Below are 16,425 nucleotides of genomic sequence, written 5' to 3' on the forward strand. Positions count from 1 at the left end.
CTCATCCAAATTTCGCGCGCAGAACCGGTCCCGGTCTCAGGCCGCTTGACAGCCTGCCTCACGGGAATAAAGCGGAAACGGCCACTGTGAGGATATCATGAAAGCACTTACATCTTTTTCCACCTTCGTAGGCAGGACCTTCGCGCTCTGGGTCATCGTGTTTGCCGTTCTCGGCTTCTTCCTGCCTGACGTGTTCAAGCATGTTGCACCTTATATCGTCTGGCTGCTCGGGATCATCATGTTCGGCATGGGCCTGACGCTGTCGATCGACGATTTTCGGGAGCTGCTGAAACGCCCGTTTGAAGTGGCCATCGGCGTCTTCGCGCATTTTCTGATCATGCCGACGATCGCGGTTATCCTCACGAGAATTATCCCGATGCCGCCGGAAGTCGCCGCCGGCGTCATTCTCGTCGGATGCTGCCCGGGCGGGACTTCGAGTAACGTCATGACTTACCTCGCCAAGGGCGACGTGGCATTGAGCGTCGCCTGCACCAGCGTCACCACGCTTGCCGCGCCGATTGTCACGCCGTTCCTGGTCTGGATGTTTGCAAGCCAATACCTGCCGGTCGATCCGCTATCCATGTTCATCAGCATCGTGCAGGTCATCCTGCTGCCCCTGGCCCTGGGATTCATCTTCCAGAAGATCATCCCCGGCGTTGTCAAAGGTGCGATGCCGCTGCTGCCGATCGTCAGCGTCGTTGGTATCGTTCTCATCGTCGCGGCAGTGGTCGGCGCCAGCAAGGGCGCGATTGCCCAATCTGGCCTCCTGATCTTCGCGATCGTCGTCCTGCACAACGGCTTTGGCTACCTGTTCGGCTATTTTGCCGCCAAGCTTTTCGGCCTTTCATTGCCGAAGCGCAAGGCGCTGGCGATCGAGGTGGGCATGCAGAACAGCGGTCTCGGCGCCGCCCTGGCGACGGCCTACTTCTCGCCCATTGCCGCCGTACCCAGCGCGATATTCAGCGTTTGGCACAATATCTCGGGCGCGCTGATCGCCAATTATTTCTCAAGGCGGACGGAGGATGCGGCTACGACCGTGGAAGCTCGCTCATGACCGCCAGCCGCCGTTTTTAGACCTCGACCGACCGCAACCAGATATCGCAGCCTGTGCATTCTATTTGCCCTAACCGGCCCGTAAATCCACAGGCTGCGGGTAGCTACCGGCGAGACGACTTGCCACGAGCAACGGATCTCGCTGCCGACCCAGATCACCGGGCTGCCAATAGCTACCGCGACATCCCGTCCATTTCATAAACCCGATACTTCTGCCGAACAGATGTATAACGCTGATCCCTATTGAGAGAGCTTGTGGGCGTGCCAGATATCCGGACTGCCAAAACACGCGTCCGACGTTAAAATAATCGATGGGCCATCGACGATGACGGCAAGCTTATGTCCCCCACTCGACGCCAATGCCGTCGAGCTGGGTCAGCACATCTGCCTTGGTCTCGCTATATCATTGAAGCAGCTTGGGTTGCGCTCACTGACAAATCCCGCTTGGCACGATCGTTCCGGCGGTCTTGTTCAGAAGAGCTTAAGCGCTATCAGCATCGCTCACGTGGCGCGAGATCGGGATTTCGGGATCACCCGCCAAGCCTGAAAGCTCGCGGTCAAGCATCCAACGGCCAGTTGCTGATTTCGCCAGGAACTGGCCCGGCGGCGAAGTGATCGCTGGGGCTGGCCCACGCGAAACAAAAAATCACGATACAATCACGGCTAGCTGCTTTCATCCGATCGCACATTGTTCAGGAAGATCGGACCGACGGCGATTTACCAAGAAAATCAATTGGTAATCATTCGACCTGACGTCAGAACCACTGACAATTGGCGCGGCCCCTCCGCATTGGAGCCGCTGAGCTGATGGGGGCACGGGATGGCAGCCGCTGATCACAAAGCCTGCCGCACTGTGAAGCTCATCAAACGCCTTGAGGTCTTGTCGTGAAGGCAATGGCCTTTCCATCGTTCCACAACTCAATAGGGAGTGCTCAATATGACCACCAAAGATTGTTGCTGGATTCTTGTGGCCACCACAGGATGCTCTACCGCCGATTTCGCAGCAGCCAAGTCGCCTGCGCCGAACGGCTGCTGCTGGATTATCCTGGCGACCACCGGTTGCTCGACGGACGCGGCGACCGCCGAATCCTCGTCGGCGCTCCGGCAGAGCGTCGCCGATGATTGCTGCTGGATCGTTCTGGCGACCACCGGCTGCTCCACGGATGCGGCGACCGCCAAACTGCATAGCGCGGCACCTCAGGCGAACAAGGCCAATGATTGCTGCTGGATCATTCTTGCAACGACTGGCTGCTCGACCTGATCGACCCGACTGCGGTGGAGAAAGCCGCGGGGCTTTCTCCACCCGTCCAACGCGTACTGCCACCAGCTCTTTGCCCCTACTCGGCACCTGCGCTCGCGATCTCGTCCTGTGCTTTGCGAACGCCTCGTAAGCGGCCTGAACTCTCCTGAAGGTCCTACTCAAATGTATTCGATTGATACCATCGACAAACTCCTAGATTCACTCGGCCTGATATCCAAAGCATCCATTTTGTACGGGGATTTTGAGGCGACTACACTCACCAGGCGCAATCGCAACATCCAGGTGACCACGAACAGGGCCGAGAACTACCTGATCAAGCAGCCTTCAGACCCAGATTCTGAAAGCGCCGAAACCTTAAGAGCTGAAATACGATTCTATGAGTTCCTCGAGAGAGAAAACCCGGCCTTCCGCGTCGATTGCGCGACGGTGCGCCATACTGACCTTGAGCAAGGGCTTCTGGTCCTGGACTTCTACCGGGAAGCAATCCCCCTCTGGCGTTACTATAAGCAGCGTGGCGCAGACAGGCTTCCGCTGCGTACGATTTCCGAGGTCGGGAGGCTGTTGGCCGAGCTGCATCGGGAATTTGAACAGCCGGTTACAAGCGGCAACGGAAAGGTCGCGTTTCTCTCAACCGATCTGCCGTTCGGTTTCAAACTGAACAAGCCTAGTCCGAATGTCCTTGGCTACATACGCCCAGGTGGCCTCGCCTATCTGCGCGAGCTGCAGGCGATGAGCGATGTCATGCTCCGCTGGGAAGCGGCGGCCAAAACCTGGGAAATCAACAGCGTTATTCATGGCGACGTGAAGCTGGACAATTTTCTGGTTCAACCGGATCCCAATCTGGAAGACATCGGCTCGGACAAGATCCGCATCGTCGATTGGGAACTGGTGCAGCAGGGCGACAAGGCCTGGGATATTGCCGGGGTTTTCCAGGACTTTATCTTTTGGTGGACCATTTCCATGCCGGATATGGCCACGCCCGAAGACATGGTCCGAAACGCTGGTTTCCCAATCACGAGGCTCAAGCCCTGCCTGCAGACCTTTTGGCACCGCTATATTGCGCATGGCGGCCAGAACGCTGACGAAGAAGCCCGGTTGCTAAGCAAGGTCGTGACCTTTTCGGCGATCAGGATCTTTCAGACCAGCTACGAAATTGCAGCGAAATTCGATGAGATCCCGCCGATCGCCCGAATTCTACTCGGCATTGCAAAGAGCATTCTCGAAAAGCCGACGGAAGCCGCTTCCGGTCTGTTCGGCATTGAACTCGGGAGGATCCATTGATGACGTCCCAGTTGGTACATCCCGATATTTTGAGGGTTTTGACCGCGGTTCGGGTTCTGTCCGACACCGAATATGAGCTGAACGGCATCGTTCGGGACATCAGCAAGCTTCGCGTGTTCGATCCGAGCCGTGGAGTGGAGCTGACGGCCGGGCCGGATGCGGCTGATGCCGGCATTGAGCGCTTCCGCACCATCCTGATGACGGATATTTATAACAGTCTTTATTCCGCGACATCCCCCTCGCCCGTCAGTCCCAACCTCGATCCGAACGACTTCATTCCCTCACTCTCAAAGGCGAATAACGGAACAGGCACATTTCAGGAGGGCTGGTTTCTGCTCGGTCAGGAACAGGGAAGCAGCAAGCTGATCGTTCGAAAGGATGGCATCCTCTATTGGGTTCGGCCGGAAGATGTTGTTCCCAGGCTTCCCGCAGGCTCGGAGGATCAATCCTGCTACGTTCGGATCCCCAAGGAAGCGCGCCAAATGATGCCGGCTTTCTACATGGCTTTTGGCAACGCCTCGCGCCTGGATATCCCCGCCGACTGCGGCCCGCTCCTTCGCTTCTACTTCAATTTGACGCCGACAGCGGCTGAGCCATACCTCTTCGAAATCACGCGCCGCCTGAACCAAAGACGCATTCACTTCAGAACCAAGGTCATAGCCGACCCGGCAGGCTACAACAGGTCAGACGCGGGCGTGCTCTATTTGCGTGCCTGTCAAATGGCCGAGGCCCTACCGGAGATCATGGCAACGCATGGGGTCATAGACCCCCTCCTCAAGGATGGCGTGCCTCTGTTTGCTCGGCGTCTCGCCAAGGGGCTGGCTTTTGCCGAGGATCCCGGCGATGGCGCAAGCTTTGGCATTTCACGCGCCACACTGCTGGCCGGCGCTCTTCTGGATAACCCGTCTCCGGTCGAAACAGACCAGGTGGCTCAATCGGTTTACGCGAGCTTCGAACGCTCCGGGCTCGATAGTCTGCGGCCCTATGCACGTCAGGACAACCTGGCCCAGTACGAAGCAGCATTGGCCTCCGCAACATCCGTCTGGGAGAAACTGACATGAATCAATTTGCCAAGGTCATGGCAGAGCCGCTTGCGCGTGACCAGTTGCTCGATGCAGCGATCCGCATTGGCGACCAGCTGGTTCGCACCGCCTATTGGAGCGATGACGAACTCGCCTGCAACTGGCTGGGACGCAGAGACATCGAGGATAGGGAAATCGCGGGTTATTCGCGCAGAACTGCAGCCTTGAGCCCGGAGCTCTATTCCGGCTCAGCGGGAACCGCACTTTATCTCGATGCGCTTTACGCCGAGACGGGTGATGCGCGATATGAGAGAACGGCCGTCGCCGCCTGGCTGCGTTCGGTCAACTACATGCGGCGGAACCATTTTCCCGCATCGCCGATTTCCTTCTATGCCGGCTGTTTGGGCCTGCTTTATGCCGGCGTACAGATCCTGTCCCATACACAGCAGTTTCGTACCATCGTCATGGACGAATTCCTCTTCCTGACAAACAGGATCATGGGCGGATTGTCCGTTCATCACTCCCTCGATGTCATCGGCGGCAATGCAGGTGCGATCCCCGCACTCGTTCATCTGGCCGACGTGCTGAAGCAACGCGCATTCCTGGGACTTGCATCTGATTGTGCTCAAGAGATCGTCGACAAAGCGCAGTGGAAAGATGATGAAATCTGCCTCTGGGCGCCCGAGAAGGTTCATGGCGTCGAGCTTGAATTGCCACCGCTCAGCGGCTTCTCTCACGGAGCTTCCGGGCTCGCGCTGGGTCTATTGCGAGCTTATCGCGCAACCGGCAACGAGACATTTCTCAAGCATGCCCGCGGGGCCTTTTCTTTTGAGGATGCGCTGTTCAACCCGGATGAAGGAAACTGGATCGACACGCGATATGAGCACTCGAAGCGCGATGGGAAGATCGTTGGCACGTTCAGAGGTGCGTGGTGCCACGGAGCACCAGGGATTGGATTGGCCCATCTCTATGCCCGGGAACTTGATCCGGAACGCGCAGCGTATCACGAGCGCATGGCTCGTATCGCGATGAAGACGACGCAAGCCTTCATTGTTCAACGCCGAGCCACGCAGGGCTCGGATATCACTCTGTGCCACGGTGTCCTGGGATTGTCCGATATCCTTCTGGATCTGGCGACGGCCTTTGACGATGACGAAGCAAGATCCTGCGTCAACGCTACCGTTCGGTCCGTTCTCGGCGAGCACGGTCATCCCGAACAAATGCCGTCTGGCCTACAGCGCGGCGGATACAGCCCCTGTCTCATGGTTGGTATTGCCGGCATCGGCCTGCATCTCCTTCGTCTGCGAAATCCCGGTATTCCCTCCGTTCTCTGCCTGAATCAACCACTGCGGATGGTTCCAGCAAAGCCCGAGGAAAGCATGGACACCTTAATCAGGTGATTGCCGTAACTTTCGGCGTTCTGGTCAAAGAGATATCCGCGCGGCATTGGTCGCCCACGTTCGCGATTTGGGTCTCAAAATGCGTGACACATCGAAAGATACTTGTTTCGGATCATCTCACCTGTTGGAGGCTGCCTCGTTCCAACGGCACAACTGGGTTCGGTCGATGGCAATATACAATTATAAGCTGCATATCGGCTGAACTTTAAGATTGAGGCTCGAACATAGACGCCTCCAAGAATAGAAAATCAGAAGTTTCTGCAAAGCTGCATTTTTTTCTTGCTCTTAATGATTGTATATCATAGCTTTCTAATTTTCTCAACAGTTGAACGGTCGATGAGGAATTTTCAATGAGACTCCTTGGATTGATCTGCCTTTTTGTGACCGTGATGTTTGCCACTGCGGCATCAGCGGAATGTTTGCTGCCGACAACAAAAGACTTTGCGACGCAAGCGACCGCCATGTTCAACTGTCCAAGCGCCTTGCCGCTCAAGGGAGGGGAGGGCAAACGCAAATTTCAGGTCCATTATGATTTTCCAAAAACGCTTCCGGATGCCAGCCGATTGCCATGGTTGGCGGTCGATCCCCTCACCGACCCCGCTGGCTACATGCACGCAATCCTTGAATATGCGACGAAGTATAACGGGCGTTCGGACATAGACTGGCGCATCGAAGACAACAAGGAACAGCATTGGTGTAACGCACCCTGGCTTCAGGATTCTCGTGAGCCATTGCGCGGCATGACGACAGAACGCTGGTCGCGGCCGAAGGAACTGCACGAGAAGCAGGTCGGTTGGGCAAAAAACTGGGCCGTCGGGATATATAACGACCTGGCCTGTTATGGTCTGGGCCAGATCTGGAGTGATCCGACCTTCCCGAAGACGAAAGGGTTCAGCCTTCCCGACGGGGCTTTGGGCATCAAGCTGCTGTTCACGAACGCCACTCCCGCCCAGGTCCCTTTTCTGAGCAATTCGAAGGAATGGGAAGTTGCTGCGGGCAATGACGGCAGCATCATAACGATGCGAATGTTGCAGGTGGACGTCTCGGTGAAGGACAAGCGCTCGCCGAATGGCTGGTTCTTTGGCACATTCATGTATGACGGGACAAAGGCGGGCAAGACACCCTATGATCGCCTGGTTCCTGTTGGCCTGATGTGGGGCAGCGACCCCGATTTGCTGGCCAGCGCATATTACGACAAGGCGGCAACGCCCAAGGAAAGCTGGGTCAACCCGGAGGAAGCTCAGCGCTTTTACGCTTTGCCGCGTCAACATCTCGGGCTTTTCGGTCGCGCAAATGGGCCCGTCGACAATCCGAAGTCGGGCTGCATCACCTGCCATCAGCGCGCAATGGATTGGGGCCGGGCAGTTCTGGCCAATTCTCCAGAGGCCAAACAGGCGGCCATGCTGCTGCCCGACGTACCTTTCGATCCCTTCATCGATAGCGACGCAAAGGCCTATTTCCGCAACATCGGCGCTCAGTCTCCGGTGCCGAATACGCAGACGCTGGATTATTCGCTTCAAGTCGCTAAGGGCATATCGATCTTTCGAGCCTGGGTGCTCCTGAATTATCCGGACCATGCGGGATCAACGACCGACATACCACCCTATCCATTCGCCGGCCTTCTGATGGGCAGTCAGCAAGTGCCGACCGCCGGCGCAGCTTTTGATGAGTTCAACCGCTAACGAATATTTCCGGAGTTAGAGGCAGAGCAAGCATGCATTCCTGAGGATATCGTATGATTTTCCTGCGAATATATGGCCGTTTTCGTCTGACGGGGCCTGAGGGGGAGGATCTCCTGCCTCGGGCCATGAAGGCACGCGGACTGATCGCGCTCCTTGCCCTTGCGCCTGATTATTCGAGAAGTCGCCGCTGGCTCCAGGACAAATTGTGGAGCGACAGAGATGCCCAGCAGGGGTCGGACAGCTTACGTCAAACGTTGACGATCATTCGCCGCTCACTTGGGAAGCATGCCCATGTGCTCAGAGCGGATCGAGAACAGGTTTCGTTTGATCCCGCGCATTTTACGGTCGATCGAGAATATGGACCAACCACCCGCTGGTGCGAAGCGGATCACGGGCTTTTCTGCGGTCTTGATGTAGCTGACCCGGAATTCGAAAGTTGGGTTCGCGATCAGCGCAGCCAGGCCGAAGCAGTGGTAGAGCCGAGCTGCTTTGCAACCCGCCGGCTGATGCCGGAAGCAGCGCCTGCCATTTTTTTCCAATGCAGGACCAATGTTTCAAGCGGCGACGGTCTCGTGCGCACCATCATATCTTTAACGACTTCGGCACTTCTGGATTTTACCGACTTCAGCATTTACCACGAACTTGGGTCGGACCCCGCCAAAGCCGGCAGAAGCGCGAAGAAGGGCCTGATCGTCGCTTTGGCCGCATTCGGCTCTCGCGACAGGCTGGAGCTTCACGTCGCCTTGAAGAATTTTCAGAGCTCGGAAATCCTGCTGGTGCAAAACTTCTCCATATGTCGCAAGGAAGAGGTGCTGGAACAGGGCGACATTGAATTGGCGTCATCATGCATTGTTGACGCCATACTCAACACAATGAAGAAGAGCTTCGAAAAGCTTGATATTTCCGATTGCGCGACGACCTTTGCAAACCGCGCGCGCAATCTGGTCTTCCGGTTCGACAAGGCAGCGTTGCTATCCGCAGACAGGTATTTTCAGGCCGCCTATGAACTGGCACCCAAACCGCAATACCTCGCATGGAGAGCTTTCGGTCGCACAATTGCCCAGTTCCAGCATCGGACGCCAGAATTGCCGGGAGACAACGTTAGCGTTGATGCGCTGTTTCATGAGGCCATAAGTGAAGCGCCTGACAGCGCAACCGTTTTGGGCATCGGCGCCCATATCGAATATCTGAGAGGCGGCTCTCCCCGAAACTCGTTGTCGCTGGCGAAGAGAGCCATCAAATATGACCCGCTCAACAGCATCAATCTCGCTATTCTGTCGAATACGGAACTCATTCTGGGCGATCTGAGAAGCTCTCGAGCCTCTTCGCTGGCAGCACTGCAATTAACCGGAGGCAGTGAAGCACGCGCTTTCACGGAGTTCTTCTGCTGCATGTCTGCAGCAGCACTCGGCGAATACGAGGACGCAACCAATCATGCGGAAGCTGCATTGCTGCTACGCCCGTCATTTGTCGCACCATTGCGCTATCTGATTACGCTCCATAAGCAAGCGGGCCGGACCGCGAGTTACGATCGTTCAGTTTCAAGAATGAGGGTATTGGAAACCGGTTTCACTCCGGCGCGAATGCTCGACAGCGATTACCCGGTTACGACGCTAAGGCGGCTCCGGTTATTTGACACGTTGGTCAGTTGATCGAGAAGCGATGTTGATTTCCCCACCGGTTTTGCTTCGACACTACGCAGACAGTGAAGGGAAATCACATTCGCATGGCTTTCGAGCCAAAAGCCAACACGCCCCCTCACCGTTCAAAGTGTGAACGCCAGACAGTTGCTGACCGGCTTCCCCCTCTCAGTCGCCAACAGTGAATCTCCGCACTCAACCTGCCGCTTAAGATTTAGAGAAAACGCCTGCCGAACACGTCCTTCTCTTATCAGCTGTCTGGGCACAGTGAAGAGCGAATGCAAATCAAATGTTGCTAATATACAACATTTGATTGAATACTGATGTCAAATTAAACAATCCTAGCGGATTTCAAAAATGGTAAATTGCCTTTCAAGTCGCTTCCGATAGTAGTGTTATCGCAGTGGGGAGCGATGGCTACAATGTGCGTAGGCAATTGCAAAAGTAAATATCTGCCATTCAGCAATGAATTTCAGTCAGTACTTGGGTTGGGAAAATGAAAGTTGGCGAGTTGTCGGCCACGGAACTTGCCATAACAAAGCTCTCGATTCGAGAGAAATATTGTATTTCTACAAACAATATATTGATTGTCTTGGCGAGTTACGCAAGATGCGTGGCGCAGCAGATCATTAAAGTAACAACAAACTCAGTATCAGCGGCGTCGCGGGGTCATGTACTACTTCTCAAGACGATTCTGATTGTTTCTTTATTATTTGCCGGCTTATCTTTAGCCGCTCCAAGCATGGCCTATGCTGCCTGTACCAGCTTTAACGTGCCCGACGTGAACACAACGCCGTCAACAAACCCGATGGCCTCCGGCGGATCGATTCTGATTACCGTCGGCACCCTTTGTAATGCCGCCGGCCTCAACCCGTACCCCGGACCGAACACAACTTCTCCGGCTCATGGCTCGGTAAGCGTCGATGCCGCGGCAGGCAAGGTTACCTACGTCAACAATGGCGATGGAGCGACAAGCGATAGCTTCGTCGTGGTCGATGCCGGTGGAAGCCCATTTACGATCAACGTCGCCGTTGCGTCGACCACAAACCCTATTATCGTCTCCCCCGGCTCACTACCCAACCCGCAGGTCGGCACAGCCTTCAGCCAAACTCTCAGCGCGAGCGGCGCCACGGCCCCCTATACTTTCGCATTGACCTCGGGTTCGTTGCCGCCGGGTCTATCGTTTAGCGGATCGACCATCTCCGGCACCCCCACGCAGGCGGGCAATTATACCGTTACATTTACGGTGACGGCCACTGGCGGTCTGTCGACGACCAAGTCCTATTCGGCCACCGTCCCGAACCCGTCCAACAATATTGCGGTTAGCGCGCCGCCAACTGCCACTCTGAATGCGGCCTATAGCGCAACGCTCTCCGGGTCAGGCGCTTTGGCCCCATACAGTTTCGCACTCTACACCGGATCAACCATGCCGCCAGGACTTTCGTTGGCAGGCAATGGTGCGATCAGCGGAACGCCGACGTCGCTTGGAAATTTCAGTTTCCAGGTTGTCGTGACCGACAGCAGTCCAAATCTGCACGGTACATCGCCGGGGCCTTATGCCAATGTCGTTACCGTCAACCTCCAGGTTGTCAATTTACCGCCGCCCGTTGCCGGCGCCGCCAGCGCGACGGTGAGCTACGGCAGCAGTGCGAACCCGATTACGCTGAACCTGTCAGGGGGAGCTGCGGCCTCTGTCGCCATCGCGACCCAGGCCTCTCACGGAACGGCCACGGCAAGCGGTACATCGATCACCTATACGCCGACCGCCGGCTATGCCGGTAGCGATAGTTTCACCTACACCGCAACCAATACCGGCGGCACGTCCTCACCGGCGACCGTCAGCATAACTGTTTCTCCGCCGACGATCTCCTTCACCACAGCCTCACCTTTGACGGGCGGCACGGTCGGAGCCGGCTACAGCCAGACGCTCCTCGCTTCAGGCGGCGCCGCCCCCTATAGCTATAGCATCACCTCGGGGGCCTTGCCGGCCGGTCTGACATTGTCATCCTCAGGTACTCTCTCCGGCACGCCAACCGCAGGCGGCATCTTTAACTTCACTGTCAAGGCGGCGGATAGTTCAACTGGGACCGGTGCGCCGTTTAATGCATCGAAAGCCTTTAGCCTGACCATCGCATCACCGACGATCGCGATTACGCCGACAACGCTGCCTGCTGCGACCGTGGCCTCAGCCTACAGTCAGACCGTCACGGCATCGGGCGGTACCAGTTCCTATGCTTATGCGATCACCGCAGGCGCTCTTCCAGCGGGTTTGACACTATCGGCAACGACCGGTGTACTTTCCGGCACCCCGACCGCAGGCGGCACATTCAACTTTACCGTGACCGCGACCGATAGCTCGACCGGCACGGGACCTTACACCGGCTCCAGAGCCTATAGCCTTAACGTCAACGCCCCGACGATTGCGATTACCCCGACGACGCTTACGGCTGCCACCGTGGCCACGGCCTATAGCCAGACCGTCACGGCATCGGGCGGCACCAGCACCTACACCTATGCCGTGACCGCCGGTGCCCTGCCCGCTGGCCTGACACTCTCGGCGGCCGGCGCCCTTTCCGGCACCCCAACCGCCGGCGGCACGTTCAACTTCACCGTCACCGCCACCGATAGCTCGACCGGCTCGGGACCATTCACCGGGTCACGGGCCTATAGCCTGGTTGTCGGCGCTCCGACGATTGCAGTCGCTCCGACGACGCTTACAGCTGCCACGCTCAATGCCAGCTACAGTGAGACCATCACGGCGTCTGGCGGCACGGCGCCCTATACTTATGCCAGCACCGGCGCTCTGCCGACCGGGCTGACGCTGTCGTCGACCGGTTTCCTCTCGGGAACGCCGACTGTGCCCGGCACCTTCAACTTCACCGTCACCGCCACCGACAGCTCGACCGGCTCGGGACCCTTCACAGGCACCAGAGCCTATACGTTGGTGCTGGTTGCCCATCCGCCGATCGCCAATGCCGTCTCGGCGACGGTTGCCCAGAACTCCTCGGCTAATCCGATTACCCTCAACATCACCGGCGGTACCCCGCTCTCGGTTGCGATTGCGACCGCGGCAGCCCATGGGACGGCGACCGCCTCGGGCACCTCCATTACCTATACGCCGACAGCAGGCTATGCAGGTGCGGACAGCTTCACCTACACGGCCACCAATCTCGACGGCACGTCTGCACCCGCAACCGCCAGCATCACCGTGTCAGTTCCGACGCTGTCATTGGACCCGGCGACGCTACCTGCAGGCGCCATCGGAGCCGCCTACAGCGAGACCACAACGGCTTCGGGCGGGACAAGTCCCTACACCTACACCGTGACATCTGGCGCCCTGCCGGCGGGACTGACATTGTCGTCCGCCGGTGTCATATCCGGCACGCCAACGGGCGGCGGCACGTACAACTTCACCCTGACCGCGACAGACAGCTCGACCGGGACCGGCGCTCCATTTGCCGTCGCCAAAGCCTATAGCATCACCATTGCAGCCCCGACGATTACAGTCGCTCCGACGACGCTTGCCGCCGCCACAGTAGCCACGGCTTACAGTCAGACCATCACGGCTTCGGGCGGAACCAGTACCTATACTTATGCGATCACCTCGGGTGCCCTGCCGACCGGCCTCACCTTATCTTCGAGCGGCGACCTCTCCGGTACTGCGACCGAAGCCGGCACCTTCAACTTCACCGTCACTGCAACGGATAGCTCGACCGGCTCGGGACCATACACCGGCTCCAGAGCCTATAGTCTTAACGTCAACGCTCCGGCGCTATCATTGGACCCGGCGACGCTGCCCGCGGGCGCCATCGGAGCCGCCTATAGCGAGACCACGACGGCTTCGGGCGGGACAAGTCCCTATAGTTACGCGATTACGGCCGGTTCACTGCCGGCCGGACTGACATTGTCGTCCGCCGGTGTCATATCCGGCACGCCAACGGGCGGCGGCACGTACAACTTTACTCTGACCGCAACCGACAGTTCGACCGGGACCGGCGCTCCGTTTGCCGTCGCCAAAGCCTATAGCATCACCATTGCAGCTCCGACGATTACAGTCGCTCCGACGACGCTTACGGCTGCCACGCTCAATGCCAGCTACAGTGAGACCATCACGGCCTCGGGCGGTACCGCGCCCTATACCTATGCCAGCACCGGTGCTCTGCCGACCGGGCTGACGCTGTCGTCGACCGGCGTCCTGTCCGGCACGCCGACTGTGCCCGGCACCTTCAATTTCACCGTTACCGCAACCGATAGCTCGACCGGCTCGGGACCGTTCTCAGGCACTAGAGCGTATACCCTGGTGCTGGTTGCCCATCCGCCGATCGCCAATGCCGTCACGGCGACGGTTGCCCAGAACTCCTCGGCCAATCCGATTACCCTCAACATCACCGGCGGCACCCCGCTCTCGGTTGCGGTTGCAACTGCGGCAGCCCATGGCACCGCAACGGCCTCGGGCATCTCCATTACCTATACGCCGACAGCGGGCTATGCAGGTGCGGACAGCTTCACCTACACGGCTACCAATCTCGACGGCACATCTGCACCCGCGACCGTCAGTATCACGGTGCCCGTTCCAACAATCTCGCTCGGCCCAACTTCCTTGCCGGGCGGTAGTATCGGGACTGTCTATAGCCAGATTGTCACGGCTTCGGGCGGCACGAGCCCTTATAGTTATGCGGTTACCGCAGGCGCGCTGCCCGCCGGCCTCACCTTGTCTTCAGGGGGCACCCTCTCCGGCACGCCGACCGCAGCGGGGACCTTTAACGTCACGATCACCGCGACGGACAGCTCGACCGGTACCGGCGCTCCGTTTACCGCGTCGAGAGCCTATAGCCTCACGATATCGGCGCCGACGATAGGGCTTTTGCCTGTAACGCTTGGTGCAGCGACGCTGAATGCGGTTTACAGCGAGACGATTACGGCGTCTGGCGGGACGGCGCCCTATACCTATGCCAGCACCGGCGCTCTGCCGACCGGGCTGACGCTGTCGTCGACCGGTTTCCTCTCGGGAACGCCGACCGTGCCCGGCACCTTCAATTTCACCGTTACCGCAACCGATAGCTCGACCGGCTCGGGACCGTTCTCAGGCACCAGAGCCTATACCCTGGTGCTGACGGCCCATCCGCCGATCGCCAATGGGGTGACCGCGACGGTTGCCCAGAACTCCTCGGCTAATCCGATTACCCTCAACATCACCGGCGGTACCCCGCTCTCGGTTGCGATTGCGACCGCGGCAGCCCATGGGACGGCGACCGCCTCGGGCACCTCCATTACCTATACGCCGACAGCAGGCTATGCAGGTGCGGACAGCTTCACCTACACGGCCACCAATCTCGACGGCACGTCTGCACCCGCAACCGCCAGCATCACCGTGTCAGTTCCGACGCTGTCATTGGACCCGGCGACGCTGCCCGCGGGCGCCATCGGAGCCGCCTATAGCGAGACCACGACGGCTTCGGGCGGGACAAGTCCCTATAGTTACGCGATTACGGCCGGTTCACTGCCGGCCGGACTGACATTGTCGTCCGCCGGTGTCATATCCGGCACGCCAACGGGCGGCGGCACGTACAACTTTACTCTGACCGCAACCGACAGTTCGACCGGGACCGGCGCTCCGTTTGCCGTCGCCAAAGCCTATAGCATCACCATTGCAGCTCCGACGATTACAGTCGCTCCGACGACGCTTACGGCTGCCACGCTCAATGCCAGCTACAGTGAGACCATCACGGCCTCGGGCGGTACCGCGCCCTATACCTATGCCAGCACCGGTGCTCTGCCGACCGGGCTGACGCTGTCGTCGACCGGCGTCCTGTCCGGCACGCCGACTGTGCCCGGCACCTTCAATTTCACCGTTACCGCAACCGATAGCTCGACCGGCTCGGGACCGTTCTCAGGCACTAGAGCGTATACCCTGGTGCTGGTTGCCCATCCGCCGATCGCCAATGCCGTCACGGCGACGGTTGCCCAGAACTCCTCGGCCAATCCGATTACCCTCAACATCACCGGCGGCACCCCGCTCTCGGTTGCGGTTGCAACTGCGGCAGCCCATGGCACCGCAACGGCCTCGGGCATCTCCATTACCTATACGCCGACAGCGGGCTATGCAGGTGCGGACAGCTTCACCTACACGGCTACCAATCTCGACGGCACATCTGCACCCGCGACCGTCAGTATCACGGTGCCCGTTCCAACAATCTCGCTCGGCCCAACTTCCTTGCCGGGCGGTAGTATCGGGACTGTCTATAGCCAGATTGTCACGGCTTCGGGCGGCACGAGCCCTTATAGTTATGCGGTTACCGCAGGCGCGCTGCCCGCCGGCCTCACCTTGTCTTCAGGGGGCACCCTCTCCGGCACGCCGACCGCAGCGGGGACCTTTAACGTCACGATCACCGCGACGGACAGCTCGACCGGTACCGGCGCTCCGTTTACCGCGTCGAGAGCCTATAGCCTCACGATATCGGCGCCGACGATAGGGCTTTTGCCTGTAACGCTTGGTGCAGCGACGCTGAATGCGGTTTACAGCGAGACGATTACGGCGTCTGGCGGGACGGCGCCCTATACCTATGCCAGCACCGGCGCTCTGCCGACCGGGCTGACGCTGTCGTCGACCGGTTTCCTCTCGGGAACGCCGACCGTGCCCGGCACCTTCAATTTCACCGTTACCGCAACCGATAGCTCGACCGGCTCGGGACCGTTCTCAGGCACCAGAGCCTATACCCTGGTGCTGACGGCCCATCCGCCGATCGCCAATGGGGTGACCGCGACGGTTGCCCAGAACTCCTCGGCTAATCCGATTACCCTCAACATCACCGGCGGTACCCCGCTCTCGGTTGCGATTGCGACCGCGGCAGCCCATGGGACGGCGACCGCCTCGGGCACCTCCATTACCTATACGCCGACAGCAGGCTATGCAGGTGCGGACAGCTTCACCTACACGGCCACCAATCTCGACGGTACGTCTGCCGCCGGCGACCGCCAGCATCTCGGTGTCCGCCCCGACGATCGCGCTTGCCCCGCCCACCCTGCCGGCAGGGCACGGCCGGGACAGCTTACAGCCAGACCATGACCGCTTCGGGCGGCACCACG

At 58.8% G+C, this 16,425-nt stretch carries 8 protein-coding genes; all 8 read left to right on the forward strand.

Annotated elements, in window-relative coordinates; genetic code table 11:
• Positions 1–97: 97 nt before the first annotated feature.
• The 8 genes from BSK43_RS32775 (at position 98) to BSK43_RS35445 (ending at position 16,405) form a co-directional block, all read left to right on the forward strand.
• A complete protein-coding gene (locus tag BSK43_RS32775) occupies positions 98–1,054 on the forward strand; it encodes a bile acid:sodium symporter family protein (RefSeq protein ID WP_077467634.1) in 957 nt (318 codons plus the stop codon).
• A 936-nt stretch (positions 1,055–1,990) separates the two neighbouring features.
• Positions 1,991–2,314 (forward strand): hypothetical protein, encoded by a 324-nt coding sequence (locus BSK43_RS32780; RefSeq protein ID WP_068396662.1) that lies wholly within the window; start codon positions 1,991–1,993, stop codon positions 2,312–2,314.
• Between the two features lie 162 nt (positions 2,315–2,476).
• Entirely contained in the window at positions 2,477–3,595 is a 1,119-nt protein-coding gene (locus BSK43_RS32785; RefSeq protein ID WP_077467635.1) for an aminoglycoside phosphotransferase family protein, read from the forward strand.
• Positions 3,595–4,656 (forward strand): T3SS effector HopA1 family protein, encoded by a 1,062-nt coding sequence (locus BSK43_RS32790; RefSeq protein WP_077467636.1) that lies wholly within the window; start codon positions 3,595–3,597, stop codon positions 4,654–4,656. Before BSK43_RS32785 ends, BSK43_RS32790 begins: the two co-directional genes overlap by 1 nt.
• Positions 4,653–6,017 (forward strand): lanthionine synthetase LanC family protein, encoded by a 1,365-nt coding sequence (locus BSK43_RS32795; protein WP_077467637.1) that lies wholly within the window; start codon positions 4,653–4,655, stop codon positions 6,015–6,017. The genes BSK43_RS32790 and BSK43_RS32795 overlap by 4 nt, the downstream gene beginning before the upstream one ends.
• 461 nt (positions 6,018–6,478) lie before the next feature.
• Entirely contained in the window at positions 6,479–7,699 is a 1,221-nt protein-coding gene (locus BSK43_RS32800) for a hypothetical protein (RefSeq protein ID WP_205910684.1), read from the forward strand.
• Between the two features lie 53 nt (positions 7,700–7,752).
• The gene (locus tag BSK43_RS32805; protein WP_077467638.1) at positions 7,753–9,351 is read left to right on the forward strand and encodes a hypothetical protein; all 1,599 of its coding nucleotides are present in this window, start codon (positions 7,753–7,755) and stop codon (positions 9,349–9,351) included.
• A gap of 769 nt (positions 9,352–10,120) precedes the next feature.
• Positions 10,121–16,405 (forward strand): Ig domain-containing protein, encoded by a 6,285-nt coding sequence (locus BSK43_RS35445; protein WP_205910685.1) that lies wholly within the window; start codon positions 10,121–10,123, stop codon positions 16,403–16,405.
• The last annotated feature ends 20 nt before the right edge of the window (positions 16,406–16,425 follow it).

The sequence above is a fragment of the Rhizobium sp. P44RR-XXIV genome (genome assembly GCF_001999485.2).
Taxonomy (GTDB): Bacteria; Pseudomonadota; Alphaproteobacteria; order Rhizobiales; family Rhizobiaceae; genus Rhizobium.

Coding starts and splice junctions, on each gene's coding strand:
- BSK43_RS32775 (WP_077467634.1), top strand. CDS start 98: ATGAAAGCACTTACATCTTTTTCCACCTTCGTAGGCAGGACCTTCGCG.
- BSK43_RS32780 (WP_068396662.1), top strand. CDS start 1,991: ATGACCACCAAAGATTGTTGCTGGATTCTTGTGGCCACCACAGGATGC.
- BSK43_RS32785 (WP_077467635.1), top strand. CDS start 2,477: ATGTATTCGATTGATACCATCGACAAACTCCTAGATTCACTCGGCCTG.
- BSK43_RS32790 (WP_077467636.1), top strand. CDS start 3,595: ATGACGTCCCAGTTGGTACATCCCGATATTTTGAGGGTTTTGACCGCG.
- BSK43_RS32795 (WP_077467637.1), top strand. CDS start 4,653: ATGAATCAATTTGCCAAGGTCATGGCAGAGCCGCTTGCGCGTGACCAG.
- BSK43_RS32800 (WP_205910684.1), top strand. CDS start 6,479: ATGTTCAACTGTCCAAGCGCCTTGCCGCTCAAGGGAGGGGAGGGCAAA.
- BSK43_RS32805 (WP_077467638.1), top strand. CDS start 7,753: ATGATTTTCCTGCGAATATATGGCCGTTTTCGTCTGACGGGGCCTGAG.